The organism is Mesorhizobium sp. WSM4807, from assembly GCF_055811615.1.
Genome location: NZ_JBVVQY010000013.1, coordinates 61,454 through 81,459, shown reverse-complemented (window position 1 = coordinate 81,459; position 20,006 = coordinate 61,454). Strand labels below are relative to the sequence as shown.

Genomic DNA, 20,006 nt, shown 5'->3' with positions numbered 1-20,006 from the left:
TTTGCGTGCAGACCAATTTCTCAGCTGCCCAGCTTGCCGATCCGCATGTCGCGGAATCGGAAAAGATCCTGCGCAAATGCGTGCATTGCGGCTTCTGCACGGCCACCTGTCCGACCTATGTGACACTAGGCAACGAGCTGGATTCGCCGCGCGGGCGGATCTACCTGATCAAGGACATGCTGGAGAACGGCCGCCCCGCCGACAAGGAGATCGTCACCCATATCGACCGTTGCCTGTCCTGCCTCGCCTGCATGACCACCTGCCCGTCTGGCGTCAACTACATGCATCTGGTCGACCATGCCCGCGCCCATATCGAGGAAACCTACAGGCGCCCGCTGCCCGATCGGCTGACGCGCGCCATGCTGGCCTTGGTCCTGCCTTATCCCTCGCGCTTTCGCGCTGCGCTCAAGCTGGCGAGGCTCGCGCAGCCATTCGCCGGTCTGTTCGAAAAGATCCCGGCGCTGAAGCCGCTTGGCGCGATGCTCAAGCTCGCTCCGGCGTCGGTTCCCGCGGTCTCGCCAATGGCTTCTCCGGGCATCCATGCCGGGCAGGGCGCAACAAAAAACGGCCGCGTCGCCATCCTCACCGGCTGCGCACAATCCGTGCTCGATCCCGGCATCAACGATACGACGATCGCCCTGCTGACGCGGCTCGGCGTCGAGGTCGTGGTGCCCGAGGGCGAGGGCTGCTGCGGCGCGCTGGTCCATCATATGGGTCGCGAGGAGGCAGCGCTTGCCTCGGCGAGGCGCAATGTCGACGCCTGGACACGCGCGATCGACCGGGGCGGGTTGGATGCCATCGTCATCACCGCGTCCGGGTGCGGCACTACGATCAAGGACTATGGCTTCATGCTGCGACTCGATCCGGCCTATGCGGAAAAAGCGGCGCGCGTGTCGGCGCTGGCCAAGGACATCACCGAATATCTGGCAAGCATCGATCTGCCCGAGCCGGTGCGCCAGCCCGGCACGATCGTCGCCTATCACTCGGCCTGCTCGATGCAGCACGGCCAAAAAATCACCCGCCAGCCGAAGGAGCTTCTGGCCAAGGCCGGCTTCGTCGTGCGCGAGCCGCGCGAAGGGCATCTATGCTGCGGCTCGGCCGGCACCTACAACATCCTGCAATCCGAGATTTCGGCTCAGCTGCGTGACCGCAAGGTCAGGAATATCGAGGCGACGGGTGCTGAAATCGTCGCCACCGGCAACATCGGCTGCATCACCCAGATCGCCTCGGCTGCGAAGCTGCCGGTGGTGCACACGATAAAACTGCTCGACTGGGCCTATGGCGGCCCGAAGCCGGACGGCGTTCCGGACAAAAGGGCAGTCGTGGCGGCGGAGTGATTCACTGACGCTCGCGAAGCGCTCCGTCTTATTCCGCCGCCAGCTTATCCGCCGTCCCGTAGGTCGCTTGGTAGCGCGCGCGTTGCCGGCTGAGCGCTACCATCGTGTTGCGCAAAAGGATCGCCACGGTGATGGGGCCGACGCCGCCTGGCACCGGCGTGATCCATGACGCCACCTCCTTGACGCTCTCGGCGTCGACGTCGCCGACGATGCGGCTCTCCCCGTCCGGTCCTGTCTCGGCATTGATGCCGATGTCGATGACGGCTGCACCAGGCTTGACCATGTCGGCCTTGATCAGCCGCGGCCTGCCGACGGCGACGAACAGCGCGTCGGCGCGGCGCGCATGCGCTGCCACCGAGCGCGTCATGTGATGGCAGACCGTCACCGTCGCGCCCTCGCTCATCAGCAGGAAGGCGATCGGCTTGCCGACGATCTCGGAGTGACCGACGATGACGACCTCGAGCCCCTTCAGATCGAGACCGGTCTCCTTGAGCAGTTCGACCGAGGCTGCCGCCGTGCACGGCGCGAGGTCGAGCTGGTTATAGACGATGTTGCCGATCGAAGCCGGATGCATGCCCTCGACATCCTTGAGCGGATGCACCGCCGCCTGAAGGATCTTGATCGGGATATGCGCCGGCACCGGCCGCTGGATGATGATACCGGTGACGCGCGGATCGGCATTCAGGCCGTGGATCGCCGCTTCGAGTTCGCCGGCGGTGATGTCGGCGGCAAACCGCCTTTCCTCGAAGCCGATACCGGCCAATGCCGCCTTGGCGCGCTGGTTGCGCACGTAGACATCGACTGCAGCTGTGTCGCCGACGGTGATCGATATCAGGTTGGGCGGAAAACCTTCGGCGGTGGCGACCGCTGCATCCTCGCGCACGGCAGCGATGATGCGCTGGGCGACCGGGCCGCCCCTGAGATAGCGGTTGTCATCGGACAGGGACATGGAGATAGGCCTTTGTCTGGAAGCGTTGCAGCCGACATAGCAAAATAACGAGGAGAATGGCAGCGAGAATGCGAACCGCCATACCTCTGGCGCGACGTACCGGCCAAGCCTGATCCCGCCAACCCTGATCCTATCGTGTCCCAGAAACAAAAAGGGCAGCGCGGCAAACCGCGCTGCCCTTTCGTGACTGACCGCATCCCCACACGGCCCGTCCCCCGTATCCGATGATCCAGAGTCTTCTGGACAGAATCGGCAATAAGATCAACTGCAGATTACATCACCACAACCGTCGTGCCAACATTGACCCGTTCATAGAGGTCGACGACGTCCTCGTTGCGCATGCGGATGCAGCCCGACGACACGGCGCCGCCGATCGTCCAGGGCTGGTTGGTGCCGTGAATGCGGTAGAGCGTCGAGCCGAGATAGAGCGCGCGCGCGCCGAGCGGGTTCTCGACGCCGCCGGCGACATAGGTCGGCAGATAACGGCCTTTGGCGGCCTCACGCGAAATCATCACCGCCGGAGGTCGCCATTCGGGCCAGACCTTCTTCTGCGAGATATTGTGCTTGCCGGCCCATTCGAAGCCCGGCTTGCCGGTGCCGACGCCGTAGCGCCGCGCCTTGCCGTTGTTCTCGACCAGATAGAGGAAATTCTCCCTCGTATCGATGACGATCGTGCCCGGCTTCTCCGGACCGTCATAGGCGACTTCCTGCGGCAGGTAGATCGGGTCGATCTGCGGGCGCGCCACCAGGCGCTTCTTGGCCGGCGCCTGCATCGCCGCCGTGTGCAGCTGAGCCGGTTGCGCCTGCCGTTGAGAACGGCGCTGCGGCTTTTGCATCTCTTGCCGGTTCTGGCGGACGATGCCCGGCGCGCGGCCAAGCTGCAGCACCCAGGGCGCCGAAAGGTCGGGGCTCACCATCACCGGCGGCCTGTCAGCATAGCGGTCGTTGGCGCTGGAGGATGTAGCGGCAGTGGCCAGCACGGCTGCGGCGCCGAGCAGCGGGAACAAAAATGTCTTCATCGGAACGCACCTTGATCGTCGAACACGCCGGGCGCAAAAGCGTCCCCGGTTCGCGGACATTGGGCGCGGAGCAGCAACCGAAACATGAATCGGAATGCGTAAAATGCTCCATTGTCAGTAAAGCTTTCGGTGTGGTTACCGGCCGGTTCAGGAATCTGGTAAAGCCGCGGTAAAGGCAGCGCTGAGGCGCATTAACGAATGGAATTCCGCCATGGATGAGAAGACAGGCCTGCTCGCCGGCCCCGATGGTATCGCGCGCTGCTTCTGGCACGGCAATCTGCCGGATTATCTGCACTACCACGATCATGAATGGGGCCGGCCGGTCACCGACGACCGCAGGCTGTTCGAAAAGATCTGTCTCGAAGGCTTTCAATCGGGCCTGTCCTGGCTGACCATATTGCGCAAGCGCGAGAACTTCCGCGAGGCGTTCGCCGGCTTCGATGTCGACAAGATCGCCGCCTTTACCGACGAGGATGTCGAGCGCCTGCTCGGCAATGCCGGCATCATCCGCCACCGCGGCAAGATCGTCTCGACCATCAACAACGCCAAGCGCGCGCGTGAATTGGCCGACGATGCCGGCTCACTGGCGGCCTGGTTCTGGAAGTTCGAACCCGGCCCGGACGAACGGCCCGAAATCGTCGATCTCGCCCATCTGCGCGCCAACCCGACCACGGCGGTCTCGGTGCGCATTTCCAAGGAGCTGAAGAAGCGCGGCTGGAGCTTTGTCGGCCCGACCACCGTCTACGCCTTCATGCAGGCCATGGGGCTGGTCAATGACCATCTCGAGGGTTGCGTCTGCCGTGAGCAGGTCGAGGCGGAGCGCAAGGCGTTCAAGCGGCCGAAGTAGCATCCTTCTTGCCTTTTCCCACACGGGGAGAAGGCAAGGGGCGCTCAAAAACTCAAACGCCGCCGGCGCCGGCCAGAAAGAGCCCGGCGACGATGGCTGCCAACGTGGCGAAGGCCGGATAGATGACCAGCAGGCCAGTTATCAGCGCATCGCGCATGGTCGGTCCCGTACGCTTGTCTGCGGCAACCTCGAATGGTCCCGCCATTTGGGCTGCAGGTCTCGGTGCATGATGATCGGCCGGCCGCAGCCGGGGCAGCTCGCGGGCGCCGCTGTCGATAATGTCGAATTTCCGTGCCGTGGTCATGGCCCGAACCCCTTGTTTCGGCGCGCTTTATCGGCTGCGATTGTGTCGGCACGATGCCGCGCTTATGGCGGAATTGTTTCAGCTTTTTCCTTCTCCCCTTGTGGGAGAAGGTGGATCGGCGCGTAGCGCCGAGACGGTTGAGGGGTGTTGGACGGAGCGCGGTCGATGCCAAGCGGAGCCTGTCCTCGGGCTTGCCGAAGGCAAGACCCGTGGGCTCGGGCACCTTCTTCCACACGGGGAGAGACAGGCGGCAAACCCTTGCCGCGCCAAGTCCCATCGGTTAGGACACGCCCACTCGAAATAAGTCAGTTTTTACTTAGCAAAAAGACCCATGCCATGGCCGACAAATCGGAAAAGATGAAAGCGCGGCTGCCGCGCGGGCTTGTCGACCGCGGCGCCGACGACATCCGCGCCGTCGAGAAGATGATGGCGACGATCCGCGCGGTCTATGAGCTTTACGGCTTCGAGCCGGTCGACCAGCCGCTGATCGAATACACCGATGCGCTGGGCAAATTCCTGCCCGATCAGGATCGGCCGAACGAGGGCGTATTCTCGTTCCAGGACGACGACGACCAGTGGCTGTCGCTGCGCTACGATTTGACTGCGCCGATGGCGCGCTTCGTCGCCGAGAATTACGAGCGCCTGCCGAAACCCTATCGCAGCTACCGCTCCGGCTGGGTGTTTCGCAACGAGAAGCCCGGCCCCGGTCGCTTCCGCCAGTTCATGCAGTTCGACGCCGATACTGTGGGCACGCCGGGCGTTGCCGCCGACGCCGAGATGGCGATGATGATGGCCGACGTGATGGAAGCGCTCGGCATCAAGCGCGGCGACTACGTCATCCGGGTCAACAACCGCAAGGTGCTCGACGGCGTGCTCGAGGCGATTGGCCTCGGTGGCGACGAGAACGTCGGCCGCCGGCTGCAGGTGCTGAGGGCTATCGACAAGCTGGATAAGTTTGGTCCGGAAGGCGTCAAGCTTTTGCTGGGCGAAGGTCGTTGGGACGGCGGTAAGGAAGGCGAGGGGGATTTCACCAAGGGTGCTGGACTGGACGAGGTTCAAGCAGAGTTCGTTGTCGCCGTCATTCTTCATAGCCAACACGTTGAGGCTGGGCTCAAAAACCATGTAGGGAAATGGAACGGGGCACTTGAGGCCAACCCCACGGCCGAAGCGGGATTTGCTGAACTCAAAGAGATTGAAGCGCTTGTCCTAGCTGCCGGCTATGGTCCGGACCGCATTCGCATCGACCCCTCGGTCGTTCGTGGCCTCGAATATTACACCGGTCCGGTCTACGAAGCCGAGCTCCTGGCCGAGATCCCCAATGAAGAGGGAAAAATCGTGCGCTTCGGTTCGGTCGGCGGTGGTGGCCGTTATGACGGCCTTGTCTCGCGCTTCCGCGGCGAGCCGGTGCCGGCGACCGGCTTTTCCATCGGCGTCTCACGCCTGATGACGGCGCTGAAGAACCTCGGCAAGCTCGACATGTCGGATGTCGTCGCCCCGGTCGTCGTGCTCACCATGGACAAGGACACGGAAAGCCTCGGCCGCTACCAGAAGATGGTGGCCGAGCTGCGTGCCGCCGGCATCCGCTCCGAAATGTATCTCGGCGGCGCCGGCATGAAGGCGCAGCTCAAATATGCCGACCGCCGCGGCAGCCCGGTCGCCATCATCCAGGGCGGCGACGAGCGCGCCAAGGGCGAGGTGCAGATCAAGGACCTGATCGAAGGCGCGCGCATGTCGGCCGAGATTGTGGACAACGCCGAATGGCGCGCCGCGCGACCGGCGCAGGTGACGGTGGCGGAAAGCGAGCTGGTCGCCGAGGTGAGGAAGGTACTTGCCGCGCAGGCGGAGGAGCGGGCGCGTGGCAAGTAGAGGTCGCGTTTCGTCGCGCCCCCCTCTGTCCTGCCGGACATCTCCCCCACACGGGGGGAGATCGGCCGTCGTCACCGTTTTCGCCAATCACCGACGCTGGAAGGCTGGAGCTGCCATTGAAGCTGCCGATCTCCCCCCAAGTGGGGGAGATGTCCGGCAGGACAGAGGGGGGCGCCATAGAACGCCAACCTCCGCACTCCGTCCAGCACCCCTCATCCGTCTTGGCGCTTCGCGCCAATCCACCTTCTCCCACAAGGGGAGAAGGGAAGGTGACGCCCTATGACATCCCGCTACCCCGCCATCGCATCAGACATCGCCAAGCTCTTCGCCGCGCGAAACACGCATGCGGTCGAGGTGGCGGTGCTGCAGCCGGCCGAGCCATTCCTCGACATGGCGGGAGAGGATCTGCGCCGCCGCATTTTCCTCACCGAAAACGAGACCGGCCTCACGCTTTGCCTGCGGCCCGAGTTCACCATTCCGGTCTGCCTCGACCACATCGCCAGCCAGGCCGGCACGCCGCGCCGTTATTCCTATCTCGGCGAGGTCTTTCGCCAGCGCCGCGAGGGCGGCAACGAGTTCTTCCAGGCCGGTATCGAGGATCTCGGCGACAGCGACACGGCCGCCGCCGATGCCCGTTCGCTGGCCGATGCGCATGCGCTGCTTTCGCTGGTGCTGCCGGACCAGGCACTGGCGATCACGCTCGGCGACCAGACTATATTCGAAGCGGTGCTCGCCGCGCTCGGCCTGCCGCGCGGCTGGCGTATGCGGCTGGCGCGCGCCTTCGGTTCGGCGGCGATGCTGGAGGCAGCGCTTGCCGACCTCGCCAACCCGCCGCGCAATGGCCAGATCGCCGGCCCGGTCGCCGCGCTTGTCCTCGATGGCGATCTGGAAGGGCTTTCGTCGCACATCGCCGGCGGCATGGAGCAAGCGGGTCTGTCGGCGTCTGCCGGGCGCTCGCCGGCCGACATTGCGCGACGCTTGATCGAGAAGGCCGAATTGCGCAGCGTCAGGCTGTCGAAAGCGGCGTTTTCGGCGCTGAAGGATTTTCTGGCGATCGATGTGGCGCTCGACGGCGCGGCAAAAGCGCTCGAAATCTTCGCGGCCGGCGCCGGCCTTTCGCTGGGTGCGGCGCTGGACAATTTTTCCGCGCGTGCAAAGTCGATCGAAGCTCTTGGCCTGCCCACGGCAAAAATCCGCTACGACGCCGCCTTCGGCCGCCCGCTCGATTACTACACCGGCCTGGTCTTCGAGATCGCGGCGGAAAACGGCGACCGGCCGTTGGCCGGCGGCGGCCGCTATGACCGCTTGCTGACGCTGCTCGGCGCGAAAACGCCGATCCCCGGCGTCGGCTTTTCCGTCTGGCTCGACCGCATCGAAGCGTTGCGGGAGAACGCGCAATGATCACGCTGGCGATCCCATCGAAGGGCCGGCTCAAGGAGCAGGCGCTGGAGGTGCTGGCCAAAGCCGGGCTTGCCGTCAGCCTGCCCGGCGACGAGCGTAAATACCGCGCCCGCATCGAAGGTGTGGAGAGCGTCGAGGTGGCGTTTCTGTCGGCGTCCGAAATATCAGGCGAGATCGGCCAGGGCTCGGTCGACCTCGGCATCACCGGCGAGGATCTGTTGCGCGAAAGCCTCGCCGACTGGGAAGCGCGCGCGGAGATCGTCGCCCGCCTCGGCTTCGGCGATGCCGATGTCGTGGTGGCGGTGCCCGACATTTGGCTAGATGTCGACACAATGGCCGATCTCGACGATGTCGCCGCCGATTTCCGCCAGCGCCACGGCAGGCGGCTCAGGATCGCCACCAAATACTGGCGGCTGACGCAGCAGTTCTTTTCGCAAAAGCACGGCATCCAGGTCTATCGCATCGTCGAGAGCCTGGGCGCCACCGAAGGCGCGCCGGCGGCAGGATTGGCCGATGTCGTCGTCGACATCACCACGTCAGGCTCGACGCTGCGCGCCAACCATCTGAAGGTGCTCGCCGACGGCGTCATCCTGCGCTCGCAGGCCTGCCTAGTTGCATCTAGGAAGACGCGTGCGGCGGCCGACGAGGCAATCCTGCGCGACATCGCCGCGAAAATGAACGCAATCCTTCCTCCTTGAGGGGAGGGTGCCTCGCGGAGCGAGGCGGGTGGGGTCGTCTCACGTCGAGCACTGCCGCAACGACCCCACCCGTCCATCCGCCTTCGGCGGCTGTCCACCCTCCCCTCAAGGGGGAGGGATCGCGCTCCAGTACCATCAACGGGATTTCCACCACCCCGGCAGGCTGATAGACTCGGTCGCCTGCGGAGGAGACGGCGATGCCGATCAATCTCGACGAGTTGAAGAATGCCACCAACCTGCGCGCCCGCCGCCTGCGCAACGGCGCCACGTTCGTCGCGCCGGTCGACGGCAGGGCGCATGTGTCGGGCGAGCGCACCATGCCGCTGCTGCAGCAGACCATCCCGGCACTGCTTTCCGATACCGTCAGCAAATACGGCACGCTCGATGCCGCCGTCTTTGTCGACCAGGACAAGCGCTTCACCTGGAGCGAACTTTCAGACACGGTGGACGCGCTGGCCGCAGGCTTCCTGGCGCTTGGCCTGGCAAAAGGCGACCGCGTCGGCATCTGGTCGCCCAACCGCTGGGAATGGCTGGTGACGCAGTTCGCCACCGCGCGCATCGGCCTGATCCTGGTCAACATCAACCCGGCCTACCGGCTGACCGAGCTGGATTATGCGCTGAACAAGGTCGGCTGCCGAGCGCTGGTCACGGCCGTCAAATTCAAGAGCTCCGACTATCCCGGCATGATCGAGACGCTGGCGCCGGAGATCGCGACTGCGACACCGGGCAAACTTGAGGCGAAAAAGTTGCCGGCGCTAAAAATCGTCATCCGCATGGGCGAGGAGAACTCGCCCGGCATGTTCAATTTCGCCGACGTGCTGGCGATGGCCGGGCGCGACGAGCATGACAGCCTCGACCGGATCTCCGAGGGGCTGAAGCCCGGCGACGCCATCAACATCCAGTTCACGTCAGGCACGACAGGCGCGCCAAAGGGCGCGACGCTGACCCACAACAACATCGTCAACAACGGCAATTTCGTCACCTCGGCGATCAGGCTGACCGTCGACGACCGGTTGTGCATCCCGGTGCCGCTCTATCACTGCTTCGGCATGTCAATGGGCACGATCGGCTGCGTCACCAAGGGCGCGACCATGGTTTTCCCCGGCGAGGGGTTTGATGCCGGCGCCACGCTGGAGGCGGTGGCGGGCGAGCACTGCACCGGCCTTTACGGCGTGCCGACCATGTTCGTCGGCCTGCTCGACCATCCGGATTTCGACACCTTCGACCTCACCAGCCTGCGCACCGGCATCATGGCCGGCTCGCCGTGCCCGATCGAGGTGATGAAGAAGGTGGTGTCGCTGATGCACATGGCGGAGGTGACAATCGCCTATGGCATGACCGAGACCAGCCCGGTGTCGTTCCAGAGCAGCGTCGACGACCCGTTGGAAAAGCGCGTCTCGACGGTCGGCCGCGTCCACCCCCATGTCGAGGTCAAGGCGATCGATGCCGATGGCGCCACCGTTGCGGTCGGCGCGCCGGGCGAACTCTGCACGCGCGGCTATTCGGTGATGAAGGGCTATTGGGACGACGAGGAAAAAACCCGCGAGGCGATCGATCCCGACGGCTGGATGCACACCGGCGACCTCGCCACCATCGATGCGGAGGGCTATTGCAACATTGTCGGCCGGGTCAAGGACATGGTCATCCGCGGTGGTGAGAACGTCTATCCGCGCGAGGTTGAGGAGTTTCTCTACCGCCACCCCAAGGTCAGGGAAGTGCAGGTTTTCGGCATTCCCGACCCGAAATACGGCGAGGAGCTTTGTGCGTGGATCGTGCTCAAGCCGGGCCAGATCGCCACCGAGCAGGAGATCAAGGACTTCTGCGCCGGCCAGATCGCCCATTACAAGATCCCGCGCCACATCCGCTTTCGCACCGAATTGCCGATGACGGTGACCGGTAAGCCGCAGAAGTTTCTCATGCGCGAGGCGATGGTTTACGAACTGGGGCTGGTGACGCCGAAGACCGCCTGAGCGGGCAACGGGCTCCCGTTCGTACTTACGCGTTTCAAGAACAGAGGCGTTGTCTCAATGTCGGGCGACAATGACCCGGTCGAACGCGGCGTCCCGGCTGAGATCTGCGACGACGGACCCCGAGCCAGCACCAGTGACAGGCAGCGATAATGTCGTACTGCTACCCGGGAAGTGTAGGTGTGTACTCCCGCCTCGTCTTTCGCGCGGCGCGCCACTCCTCGAATCGCTGCAGGATTACGAACAAGGAAGGCACGAAGAGAACGGCGAGGCAGGTGGAGGCGATCATGCCGGAAAAGACCGTGATGCCGATCGACCTGCGTGCGCTGGCCCCGGCGCCTGTCGCAAACACCAGCGGTGCGACGCCGAGGATGAAGGCGAAGGACGTCATCAAGATGGGCCGGAAGCGCGCGCCCGCCGCCTCGATCGCCGCTTCCACGATCGGTCTGCCGGCGTGACGCAACTCGCGTGCGACCTCGACGATGAGGATGGCGTTCTTGGCCGACAGCGCGATCAGCAGGATCAGGCCGATCTGGACATAGAGATTGTTGTCGATGCCGACACCGGTGAGGACCAGGACCGGGCCCACCAGCGACAGCGGCGCGGCGAGCAATATCGAGATCGGCGCCAGCCAGCTCTCATATTGGCCTGCCAGCACCAGATAGACCAGCAGCAGCGCCAGGCCGAACACCAGATAGATCTGGTTGCCGACGAGCTTCTCCTGGAAGGAGAGCGCAGTCCAGTCGAAGCCGGTGCCGGGCGGCAATGTGTCGGCCGCGACCTCCTCCATCAGCTTGATCGCCTCGCCCGACGAGAAGCCTTGTGCCTGCACGCCAATGATCGATGCCGAGGGATAGAGGTTATAGAGACTGATCAGCGAAGGGCCGACGCTTGGTGTGATCGTCAGCACCGTTCCGAGCGGAATCATGTCGCCGTTCTGGTTGCGCACATTCAGACGGTCGATGTTCTCGGGCGTCAGGCGGAATTGTGAATCCCCCTGCACATAAATCTGGAACACCCGCCCGAACTTGTTGAACTGACTGACGTAGGTCGAGCCGAGATAACCGGCGAGCGTCTGAAAGACCTGGTCGGTAGTCAGCCCGAGGGTTTGCACCTTCTCGCGGTCGAGCGTGACCGTATATTGCGGGACGTTGGCCCGGAACGGCGCCGAAACGCGCTGGATGCCCGACTGCGTCTCAGCGGTCCTGGTCACCGCGTCGACCGCGCCTTGCAGCTTTGCGAGGTCGAAACTGCCGTCACGCAGTTCGATCTGCATGGTGAAGCCGGCGGCGTTGCCGATGCCCTGGATTGGCGGCGGCGGCAGCACCAGCACACGTCCGTCCTGCATGTCCGACAGGCTTTTGTTGAGCGTCGCATAAAGCGACGCAAGGTCCTCGCCCTTGCCGCGCAAGCTCCAGTCCTTAAGGATGATGTAGGCAACGCCGGCGTTGGCGAGCGTCGAGTTGTTGTCGAGGGCCGAGATGCCCGCGATCGTCACGACTTGATCGACGCCCGCGGTGGCCTTGGCGATCTTCGAAACCTGTTGCAGCGTCTCCTGCGTACGGCCGAGTGCGGCGCCATCGGGCAACTGGACCGTAGCAAGCAGGTAGCCCTGGTCCTCGATTGGAATGAAGCCGGTGGCCACGCGCGACATGCCATAGCCCGCCGCTCCGATAATCAGCAGCGCAATGACGCCCATCACCGTGCTGTGACGCACCATGGACCCGATCAGTCGGGCATAGCGGTCCTCCATGCGCTGGTAGACTGCGTTGAAGCCGCGAAAGAAGAAGTTGCGCTGGTCCAGCGGCACGGGACGCCTGAGCCAGGTCGCGCACTGCGTCGGCTTGAGCGTCACCGCGTTGATGGCGCTGATCAAGGCAGTTGCTGCAATCACCAGTGCGAATTGCGCATACATTTGCCCTGTGAGGCCGGGCAGGAACGCAGCCGGCAGGAACACAGCCATCAGCACCAGGGTGATGCCGATGATCGGCCCGAGCAGCGCGTTCATGGCGGCAATCGCCGCATCATGGCCCGACAGGCCGCGCTCCATGTTGTGAGCGGCTCCCTCGACCACGACGATAGCGTCGTCGACGACGATGCCGATGGCGAGCACGATAGCGAACAGGGTCGACAGGTTGACCGAAAAGCCGAGCGCGGCCATGGCCGCGAACGCCCCGATGATCGTCACCGGCACGGTCGTTGCAGGCACCAGCATCGCCCGCCAATCCTGCAGGAAAAGGAGGATGACGATGAGCACAAGCACGGCGGCTTCGATCAGCGTCTTATAGACTTCGTGGATCGCCTGGCTGACGAAAATCGTGGTGTCGAAGGGGGTCGAGTATGTCAGACCTTGCGGAAATTCGCTCGACAGCTCCTTCATCCTGGCCGCGACCTTGCCGGCCACATCGAGCGCGTTGGCGCCCGGCGACAGGAAAATGGCAAGGCCCGCCGCCTGCTGGCCGTCGAGATTGAAGAATTGCCCATAGGTCTGGGCGCCGAGCTCGACCCGGCCGACGTCGCGCACGCGCGTCAAATCGCCATTGGCGCCGGTCTTGACGATCACAGCGCCGAACTGTTCGGGATCGTCAAGTCGGCTGGATACTTCAATCGTGTACTGGAAGGACTGGCCGTCGGGCGCCGGGGGAGCGCCGATCTGGCCCGCGGTGACCTGCTCACTCTGCTGCTGCAGCGCCTGGACGACATCCTGCGCGGTCAGTCCGCGAGCCTGCATCTTCTCCGGATCGAGCCAGACGCGCATGGAATACTGTCCGGCGCCGAACACATTCACGTTGCCGACGCCCGGTATCCGGGAAAGCTCATCCCTCAGCCGGATGGTCGCGTAGTTAGCCAGATAAAGGCTGTCATATTGTCCGTCCGGCGAAGTCAGGGTAACGATCTCGAGGATTGAGGTCGACTTCTTCTGAACGGTGACACCCTGCACCTGCACCGCCTGCGGCAGCGCCGCCAGGGCGGCGGACACACGGTTCTGCACAAGCACCTGCGCCTGGTCGAGATCCGTGCCGATAGAGAACGTCACGGTCAGGTTGTAGCTGCCATCCGATGCGGCGAACGACTGCATGTAGATCATGCCCTCGACGCCGTTGACCTGCTGCTCGATCGGCAGCGCCACCGTGTCGATCACCGTGCGGGCGCTCGCGCCCGGATAGCGCGTGGTCACCGAAACGGTGGGCGGCACCACGTCCGGATACTGCGCCACCGGCAGGGCGAAGAGCGAGATGATGCCGATGAGGACCGTGAGGATGGCGATTGCGTTCGCCAGGACCGGCCGCTCGATGAAGAACTTGGAGATCATTGCGCCGCGCCGTCCGTGGCGGCCAATTCCAGCTTCTTCACTTGCGGTTCGATCTTCTGCCCGGGTACGGCCGTCAGCAGGCCGGAGACAAGGACACGGTCGTCCGCCGCGATTCCCTTGGTGATCACGCGCAACGCTCCGACGAGTTGTCCGATCTCTACCGGGCGCTGCTCGACGACGTCATCCTTGCCGGCGACGAGCACGTAGCGTCCTCTCTGGTCGCTGCCGATCGCCCGATCGGGAACGAGCAGCATGCCCGGTTCTTCGCCCAGCGGTACGCGCACGCGCACGAAATAGCCCGGCAGCAGCGCCCGGTCGTCATTGGGCAGCACGGCGCGGACCGCGAGCGTGCCGGTGGAAGCCGTAACCTCTGGCGCCGCGTAGTCCATCGTTCCCTTGTGGGGATAGCCCGTCTCGGTCTGCAAGCCGACCTCGACCGGTATTTTCTTGAGGTCCTGCCTGGTCATCCCACGCTTCGCCATGGCGGCTCGAATGCGCAGCACGTCCTGCTCCGAGACGTTGAAGTTGACATATATGGGGGCGAGCTGAACGATGGTTGCGAGCGTGGTGGGACTGCCCGCCCCGACGAGCTGCCCCAGCGACACCTGGCGGGACGTGACAATGCCCGCGAACGGCGCCTTGACCTCGGTGTAGCTCAGATTGAGTTCAGCCTGCTTGACGTCGACCGCGCTCTGCTGCTGCTTGGCGGTGTCGACGGCCGCCGCGGCGGAGGACTGGTCAAGGGTCGATTGCGAGATGAATTTCTGGGACAGCAGCTCCTGCTGCCGCTTGAGGTCGGCACTGGATTGCTTGACGGAGGCATCGGCTGAACCCTGCCCGGCCTTGGCCTGCTCGAGCGCCAGCTGGTAGGTATCGGGCTCGATCAGGAACAGCCGCGTGCCGGCCTTGACCTCGTCGCCGTCCTTGTAGTCGATTTCCTGGATGAAGCCCGAGACGCGCGCTACCAGCGTCGTCGTGTTCACCGCCGCGGAGTTGCCGGTGGCCTCGAGATAGGGGGTCACGTTCTGCTTCATCGGCAGCGCCACGTCGACCTTGGGCGGAGGCGGCGGTACGTACGCGTTTTCCTCGCTGCACGCGGACAATAGTAGTGTAACGGCGAACAAGCCTGCCGCCTGCACGATTCTACCCGATACGAAAAGCATTCTCCCCTCTATATACTTCCCGGTGTATATTGCATTATCTAAAAGTGAGCTAATCTACATGTTTGAGGGGAGTTTGTCATGCGGATTGCGTTGAGCGTGCTTTTCTTGGCAACTCAGATGGCAACCACTGTGGCACTGGCGCAGACGGCGGTCGAGCGTGAGGCCTGCCAGGCAGATTACCAGAAGTTCTGCAAGGGCGTGTTGCCGGGCGGCGGCCACGTCATCAAATGCCTGGCCGATCACATGAGCGAGCTGACGCCCGAATGCCAAAAGGTCGTCAAGGCGAACACGCCTGGATAGCACCACTGTGCCTTCCCGAGCCGCAGGTGAACATGACGTGTCGGACTGGAACGCCGGTCGGCGAGGTCTGCGGGTGCCGGATCGTGGCCCTGTCGTCTGGTTAGGGGTCGCAAAATTGGTCCGCTTTTGCGGACTTTCCAGACATTTCCCGCCGCATTTCAGGAGCGGACCTTCGCTTATCATCCGGAACCCGGCCCAAAGCGGACAGCGACATTAAGGTAAGCTGCCCCTGCGATCGCCCGGGCGAGACGGACGCTTCCGGGGTGGAGAAAAGCGGTTGGCTACCTATTTCGGAAGGGAGCGGATGGGGCAACGAGGCCGAAATCTTGGCTTCAAAGCGAAAGGAACCCGCAAATGGCAAAGAATACGATTTGTCTCTGGTACGATAAGGACGCCGAGGCTGCCGCCCGCTTCTACTCCGAGATCTTTCCTGACAGCGTGGTGAGTGCCGTGCACCGTGCACCCAGTGACTACCCAGCCGGCAAAGAGGGCGACGTGTTGACGGTCGACTTCACAGTTGCGGGCATTCCTTGTCTCGGCCTCAACGGTGGTCCCGCGTTCAAGCATAACGAAGCCTTCTCGTTCCAGATCGCCACCGACGATCAGGACGAAACCGACCGTTACTGGAATGCCATCGTCGGCAACGGCGGCCAGGAGAGCGCGTGCGGCTGGTGCAAAGACAAGTGGGGGATTTCCTGGCAAATCACGCCGCGCGTGCTGACCGACGCCATGGCGGCTGGCGGCGACGAAGCAAAGCGCGCGTTTGATGCCATGATGACCATGAAGAAAATCGACGTCGCCGCGATCGAGGCGGCGCGGCGCGGTTGACGCTCCATCGCGTCTTGCGGCAAAATTGCTGCCAGCGTGTCAGCTCGCCACCCAGTGCGGCCGTCCAGCCGCCAGCTCGCGTTGCGGCGACCATCAGTCACCTACGACTGGGTAGCGCCAAATGCGGACCTTTGTATCCTTGGCGAGAGCGGTCATTCAGTGGTGCGATGCGTAACTGCTACTCGCCCATTGCTTGGGAAAGTACCGGCACCTGTCCTTAAGGGAAAACCGCACTAGTTTTAGGCGATGGGACGTGCGCTGCAATTTTTGCTGGGCCGTCTTTGAGTAGTATTGTCGGACATGGGCTTGAAAAGCCGACACCTTCGGGAGGAACCGATGACTAAAGCAAGTATCCAGAATATGAGGTCGCGCCGCAAGTTCCTTGGCGAGGCTGCCGTGGCAGCTGCGGCGATCGTTGCCGCGCCAAGCGTCGTCAAGGCACAGGGGCCGGTCAACATGCGCTGGCAGAGCACATGGCCTTCCAAGGATATCTTTCATGAATTCGCCCTCGATTTCGCCAAGAAGGTCAACGACATGACCGGCGGCGACCTGAAGATCGAGGTGCTGCCGGCGGGCGCCGTGGTGCCGGCCTTCGGCCTGCTCGACGCAGTGTCGCAAGGAACGCTCGACGGCGGCCACGGCGTGCTCGTCTACCACTACGGCAAACAGACGGCGCTGGCGCTGTGGGGGTCCGGGCCGGGCTTCGCCATGGATGCCAACACGCTGCTGGCCTGGCACAAATATGGCGGCGGCAAGGAACTGCTCGCAAAGCTCTACGAATCCATCGGCGCCAATGTCGTTTCGTTCCCTTATGGGCCGATGCCGACACAGCCGCTCGGCTGGTTCAAGAAGCCGGTAGCGAAGGCCGAGGATCTCCAGGGCCTGAAGTTCCGCACCGTCGGCATTTCCATTGACGTGTTCACCGGTCTCGGTGCTGCGGTCAACGCGCTGCCGGGCGGCGAAATCGTCGCGGCATTGGATCGCGGCCTTCTCGATGCGGCCGAGTTCAACAACGCGTCGTCCGACCGGGTGCTCGGTTTTCCGGACGTCTCCAAGATCTGCATGCTGCAGAGCTATCACCAGAATGCGGAGCAGTTCGAGATCATGTTCAACAAGACGAAATACGAGGGCCTGCCCGATCAGATGAAGGCAATCATCACCAATGCGGTCGAGGCGGCCTCGCAGGACATGGCTTGGAAGGCGATCGACCGTTATTCGAAAGACTATTTGGAGATGCAGACGCAGGACAAGGTCAAATTCTACAAGACACCGGAAGCGATCCTCAAGCGACAGCTGGAGGTCTACGACGAGGTCGTGAAGAAGAAGGCGGCCGAAAACCCGCTGTTCAGGGAGGTCCTTGAATCGCAGCTCGCCTTTGCCCAGCGGGCAACGCAATGGGAACAGGACGTAGTCGTCAGCCGCCGCCTGGTCTTCGATCATTACTTCGGACCTGACGGGGCAGCAAAGAAGATCTGAAGCATAGTTCGAGCCGACAAGGCACCATCGGGGCCATACCGAAACGGTGCCTTGCCTTCTTACCAACACTCTGGCCATCCGGCTGCCTCGCATGAACGTCCAGCATTTCCTGAATACAGTCGATGCAATCAGCACGTGGGTCGGCAAGGCCGCGGCGTGGCTTATCATCGGGTTGATGACGCTGGTCTGCGTCGAGGTCTTCAAGCGCTACATCCTGAACATGCCCACGGCGTGGATATACGACGCCAGCAACATGTTTTACGGCTCGCTGTTCATGCTCGCCGGAGCCTATACGCTGGCGCAGAATGCCCATGTGCGCGGCGACTTTCTATACAGCTCGATGCGGCCCCGCACCCAAGCCGCGCTCGATCTGTTGCTGTACGTGGTTTTCTTCCTGCCGGGGATCGCGGCCCTCGTCTATGCAGGCTACGACTACGCCGCGATTTCATGGCGGATCGGGGAGCATTCGACCGTGACAGCGGAGGGTCCGCCGATCTACCATTTCAAATCGGTCATTCCGCTGGCCGGCGCCCTGGTGATGCTCCAGGGCGTGGCCGAGATCGTGCGCTGCATCGTCTGCCTCAGGACCGGGCAATGGCCCAGCCGGCGCAAGGACGTTGCGGAGATCGACGTCGTGGAGGAACAGCTCGCGCTCAGCGAATATGTGGATGAAGAGACGCGCAAGACCGCAATCGAGCGCGCACAAAAGATAGACGAGGAAGCGCGCCAGCGCGGAATGGGTGGAGACCTGCAGAGTTGAGCGATCCAGCCCTCGGACTCACGATGCTCATGCTCATCGTGGTCGTCATAGTCATGGGTTTCCCGACAGCCTTCACGCTGATGGGCCTTGGTATGTTTTTCGGGTTCTACGCGTTCTACAACCCGGCGGAGCACTGGATCGACAACCGCGTCTTCGATCTGATGGTCCAGCGCACCTATGGGGCAATGACCAATGACGTCCTGATCTCCATCCCGCTTTTCGTGCTCATGGGATACGTGATGGAACGCGGGGCGCTGGTCGACAAGATGTTCTACAGCATCCAGCTTTCGTTCCGAAGGGTACCGGCGTCGCTGGCCATTGCCACGCTCATCGTCTGCACCTTTTGGGGCATCGCCAGTGGCCTCGTCGGCGCCGTTGTGGTCTTGATGGGGGTGATTGCCTTCAATCCGATGCTGCGCGCCGGATACGATGTGAAGCTCGCTTCCGGCGTGATCACCGCGGGTGGCACGCTGGGCATCCTGATCCCGCCGTCAGTCATGATCATCGTCTATGCAGCGGTTGCAGGCCAGTCCGTCGTGAAGCTCTATGCTGCGGCGATGTTCCCTGGTTTTTTCCTCGCCTTCCTTTATCTCGTCTACATTCTTGGCTGGGCGACAATCAGTCCGAAGATCGCCCCGCCTTTGCCGGAGAATCAAACAAAGGTTCCGGTGCCTGCGTGGATGCGAAGCCTTCAGACAGTTTACTCGCGCAACATGCTTGTTGGACTTCTTTCCGCCTTGTTCTCGCCGTCCAGGGCGATGGCGCTCGAGACGGAGAACGGACGCCTCACATATTGGGAGCTGTTCAAGAATTTCTGCGCTGCGCTGGTACCCCTCGCGTTGACAGCACTCACCCTCCTGCTGGTGTGGTGGTATGTCGTCATCCATCCGCAAGCGTCGGCCGACGTCGAAGCTCCAGAGGGATTGGAGCAGCTCGGCGCTCCGGCAGTGGAGGAACTCGGCGCACCCGCAGTGGACGCAGGGCCGGCAACCAGCTTCTACGCCACCTTCGGCATCATCGCAGCACTCGCCGCAGTGGTGCTCGTCCGTTACTACCGGAACATGACTGCCGAACGGCTCGAGGTCGTAAAGCTCCTGGTCTCGTCGGTCATGCCGCTGGCCATACTTACCGTCGTCGTGCTCGGCGTCATCCTGTTCGGAATCACGACGGCGACCGAGTCTGCGGCAGTCGGCGCCGCTGGTGCCTTTCTGCTGGCGTTACAGGCCCGAACGCTCGACTGGAAGCGCATCAAGGAAGCAGTGTTCCTGACGGCCAAGACCACAGCCATGGTTTGCTGGCTCTTTGTCGGCTCGGCGCTGTTCTCCGCCGTTTTTGCGATCCTCGGCGGCCAGGCACTTCTCGAGCAATGGGTGCTCGCGCTCGACCTGACGCCCGTGCAGTTCATGATCCTGTCGCAGGCGATCATCTTCATTCTCGGCTGGCCGCTCGAATGGACCGAGATCATCATCATCTTCGTGCCGATCTTCCTACCGATGCTGACGCACTTCGACATCGATCCGGTTCTCTGGGGCGTTCTCGTTTTCGTCAATCTGCAGGCGGCGTTCCTGTCACCCCCGGTCGCGATGTCGGCCTACTATCTCAAGGGCGTTTCGCCTCCGCATGTCACGCTCAACCAGATATTCGCCGGGATGATGCCCTACATGCTGATCGTCATCCTTTGCATGATCCTCATGTATATCTGGCCCGGCATGGCGCTCTGGCTTCCGAACTATCTTTACGGCGGCTGAGAAAGACTCCGTTCTCGGACGCCTTCCGCG

Annotated in this window: 16 protein-coding genes; 11 read left to right on the top strand and 5 right to left on the bottom strand. The window is 63.1% G+C overall.

Annotated elements, in window-relative coordinates; genetic code table 11:
- Positions 1-5: 5 nt before the first annotated feature.
- A complete protein-coding gene (gene glcF / locus AC0L3N_RS18425; RefSeq protein ID WP_123146733.1) occupies positions 6-1,337 on the top strand; it encodes a glycolate oxidase subunit GlcF in 1,332 nt (443 codons plus the stop codon).
- Positions 1,338-1,365: 28 nt separating this feature from the next.
- On the opposite strand, the gene AC0L3N_RS18420 is transcribed toward glcF, so the two are convergent.
- On the bottom strand, positions 1,366-2,286 hold the full coding sequence (locus AC0L3N_RS18420; protein ID WP_473548955.1) for a bifunctional 5,10-methylenetetrahydrofolate dehydrogenase/5,10-methenyltetrahydrofolate cyclohydrolase: 921 nt from the start codon (positions 2,284-2,286) through the stop codon (positions 1,366-1,368).
- 272 nt (positions 2,287-2,558) lie between these two features.
- A complete protein-coding gene (locus tag AC0L3N_RS18415; protein WP_473548953.1) occupies positions 2,559-3,305 on the bottom strand; it encodes a L,D-transpeptidase in 747 nt (248 codons plus the stop codon).
- Between the two features lie 211 nt (positions 3,306-3,516).
- Between AC0L3N_RS18415 and AC0L3N_RS18410 the strand changes: the two genes are divergently transcribed.
- Positions 3,517-4,152: a DNA-3-methyladenine glycosylase I gene (locus AC0L3N_RS18410; protein ID WP_473548951.1), complete on the top strand. Its 636-nt coding sequence runs from the start codon at positions 3,517-3,519 to the stop codon at positions 4,150-4,152.
- A 52-nt stretch (positions 4,153-4,204) separates the two neighbouring features.
- Here the strand turns inward: AC0L3N_RS18410 and AC0L3N_RS18405 are convergent, their stop codons facing one another.
- Positions 4,205-4,456, bottom strand: a complete 252-nt coding sequence (locus AC0L3N_RS18405; protein ID WP_123146737.1) for a hypothetical protein — start codon at positions 4,454-4,456, stop codon at positions 4,205-4,207.
- 336 nt (positions 4,457-4,792) lie between these two features.
- Here AC0L3N_RS18405 and hisS point away from each other — a divergent pair, with 336 nt between their 5' ends.
- The 4 genes from hisS to AC0L3N_RS18385 all read left to right on the top strand — a co-directional run bounded on the left by hisS (position 4,793) and on the right by AC0L3N_RS18385 (position 10,391).
- On the top strand, positions 4,793-6,322 hold the full coding sequence (gene hisS / locus AC0L3N_RS18400) for a histidine--tRNA ligase (protein ID WP_473548950.1): 1,530 nt from the start codon (positions 4,793-4,795) through the stop codon (positions 6,320-6,322).
- Between the two features lie 279 nt (positions 6,323-6,601).
- Positions 6,602-7,723 carry an ATP phosphoribosyltransferase regulatory subunit gene (locus AC0L3N_RS18395; RefSeq protein ID WP_473548949.1) on the top strand — a complete coding sequence of 374 codons (1,122 nt, stop codon included), beginning with the start codon at positions 6,602-6,604 and terminating at the stop codon, positions 7,721-7,723.
- The gene (hisG, locus tag AC0L3N_RS18390; protein WP_473548947.1) at positions 7,720-8,421 is read left to right on the top strand and encodes an ATP phosphoribosyltransferase; all 702 of its coding nucleotides are present in this window, start codon (positions 7,720-7,722) and stop codon (positions 8,419-8,421) included. Before AC0L3N_RS18395 ends, hisG begins: the two co-directional genes overlap by 4 nt.
- Positions 8,422-8,618: 197 nt before the next feature.
- Complete coding sequence (locus AC0L3N_RS18385) at positions 8,619-10,391, top strand: AMP-binding protein (RefSeq protein ID WP_473548945.1); 1,773 nt, start codon at positions 8,619-8,621, stop codon at positions 10,389-10,391.
- A 160-nt stretch (positions 10,392-10,551) separates the two neighbouring features.
- On the opposite strand, the gene AC0L3N_RS18380 is transcribed toward AC0L3N_RS18385, so the two are convergent.
- Both AC0L3N_RS18380 and AC0L3N_RS18375 read right to left on the bottom strand, forming a co-directional pair.
- Positions 10,552-13,701: an efflux RND transporter permease subunit gene (locus AC0L3N_RS18380; RefSeq protein WP_473548944.1), complete on the bottom strand. Its 3,150-nt coding sequence runs from the start codon at positions 13,699-13,701 to the stop codon at positions 10,552-10,554.
- Positions 13,698-14,864: an efflux RND transporter periplasmic adaptor subunit gene (locus tag AC0L3N_RS18375; protein ID WP_473548943.1), complete on the bottom strand. Its 1,167-nt coding sequence runs from the start codon at positions 14,862-14,864 to the stop codon at positions 13,698-13,700. Before AC0L3N_RS18375 ends, AC0L3N_RS18380 begins: the two co-directional genes overlap by 4 nt.
- Before the next feature lie 117 nt (positions 14,865-14,981).
- Between AC0L3N_RS18375 and AC0L3N_RS18370 the strand changes: the two genes are divergently transcribed.
- From AC0L3N_RS18370 to AC0L3N_RS18350, 5 genes are all read left to right on the top strand, one after another.
- Positions 14,982-15,164, top strand: coding sequence for a cysteine rich repeat-containing protein (locus tag AC0L3N_RS18370; RefSeq protein ID WP_473548942.1), 183 nt, complete (start codon positions 14,982-14,984; stop codon positions 15,162-15,164).
- Positions 15,165-15,518: 354 nt separating this feature from the next.
- Entirely contained in the window at positions 15,519-15,992 is a 474-nt protein-coding gene (locus tag AC0L3N_RS18365; RefSeq protein ID WP_473548941.1) for a VOC family protein, read from the top strand.
- A 336-nt stretch (positions 15,993-16,328) separates the two neighbouring features.
- Complete coding sequence (locus AC0L3N_RS18360; RefSeq protein WP_473548940.1) at positions 16,329-17,468, top strand: TRAP transporter substrate-binding protein; 1,140 nt, start codon at positions 16,329-16,331, stop codon at positions 17,466-17,468.
- Positions 17,469-17,559: 91 nt separating this feature from the next.
- Complete coding sequence (locus AC0L3N_RS18355; RefSeq protein ID WP_473548938.1) at positions 17,560-18,228, top strand: TRAP transporter small permease subunit; 669 nt, start codon at positions 17,560-17,562, stop codon at positions 18,226-18,228.
- On the top strand, positions 18,225-19,976 hold the full coding sequence (locus tag AC0L3N_RS18350) for a TRAP transporter large permease (protein ID WP_473548937.1): 1,752 nt from the start codon (positions 18,225-18,227) through the stop codon (positions 19,974-19,976). Before AC0L3N_RS18355 ends, AC0L3N_RS18350 begins: the two co-directional genes overlap by 4 nt.
- The last annotated feature ends 30 nt before the right edge of the window (positions 19,977-20,006 follow it).

What these genes read in the sequence shown, in the direction of transcription:
- AC0L3N_RS18420 (WP_473548955.1), bottom strand. Translation starts at nt 2,286, where the DNA reads ATGTCCCTGTCCGATGACAACCGCTATCTCAGGGGCGGCCCGGTCGCC.
- AC0L3N_RS18415 (WP_473548953.1), bottom strand. Translation starts at nt 3,305, where the DNA reads ATGAAGACATTTTTGTTCCCGCTGCTCGGCGCCGCAGCCGTGCTGGCC.
- AC0L3N_RS18410 (WP_473548951.1), top strand. Translation starts at nt 3,517, where the DNA reads ATGGATGAGAAGACAGGCCTGCTCGCCGGCCCCGATGGTATCGCGCGC.
- AC0L3N_RS18405 (WP_123146737.1), bottom strand. Translation starts at nt 4,456, where the DNA reads ATGACCACGGCACGGAAATTCGACATTATCGACAGCGGCGCCCGCGAG.
- hisS (WP_473548950.1), top strand. Translation starts at nt 4,793, where the DNA reads ATGGCCGACAAATCGGAAAAGATGAAAGCGCGGCTGCCGCGCGGGCTT.
- AC0L3N_RS18395 (WP_473548949.1), top strand. Translation starts at nt 6,602, where the DNA reads ATGACATCCCGCTACCCCGCCATCGCATCAGACATCGCCAAGCTCTTC.
- hisG (WP_473548947.1), top strand. Translation starts at nt 7,720, where the DNA reads ATGATCACGCTGGCGATCCCATCGAAGGGCCGGCTCAAGGAGCAGGCG.
- AC0L3N_RS18385 (WP_473548945.1), top strand. Translation starts at nt 8,619, where the DNA reads ATGCCGATCAATCTCGACGAGTTGAAGAATGCCACCAACCTGCGCGCC.
- AC0L3N_RS18380 (WP_473548944.1), bottom strand. Translation starts at nt 13,701, where the DNA reads ATGATCTCCAAGTTCTTCATCGAGCGGCCGGTCCTGGCGAACGCAATC.
- AC0L3N_RS18375 (WP_473548943.1), bottom strand. Translation starts at nt 14,864, where the DNA reads ATGCTTTTCGTATCGGGTAGAATCGTGCAGGCGGCAGGCTTGTTCGCC.
- AC0L3N_RS18370 (WP_473548942.1), top strand. Translation starts at nt 14,982, where the DNA reads ATGGCAACCACTGTGGCACTGGCGCAGACGGCGGTCGAGCGTGAGGCC.
- AC0L3N_RS18365 (WP_473548941.1), top strand. Translation starts at nt 15,519, where the DNA reads ATGGCAAAGAATACGATTTGTCTCTGGTACGATAAGGACGCCGAGGCT.
- AC0L3N_RS18360 (WP_473548940.1), top strand. Translation starts at nt 16,329, where the DNA reads ATGACTAAAGCAAGTATCCAGAATATGAGGTCGCGCCGCAAGTTCCTT.
- AC0L3N_RS18355 (WP_473548938.1), top strand. Translation starts at nt 17,560, where the DNA reads ATGAACGTCCAGCATTTCCTGAATACAGTCGATGCAATCAGCACGTGG.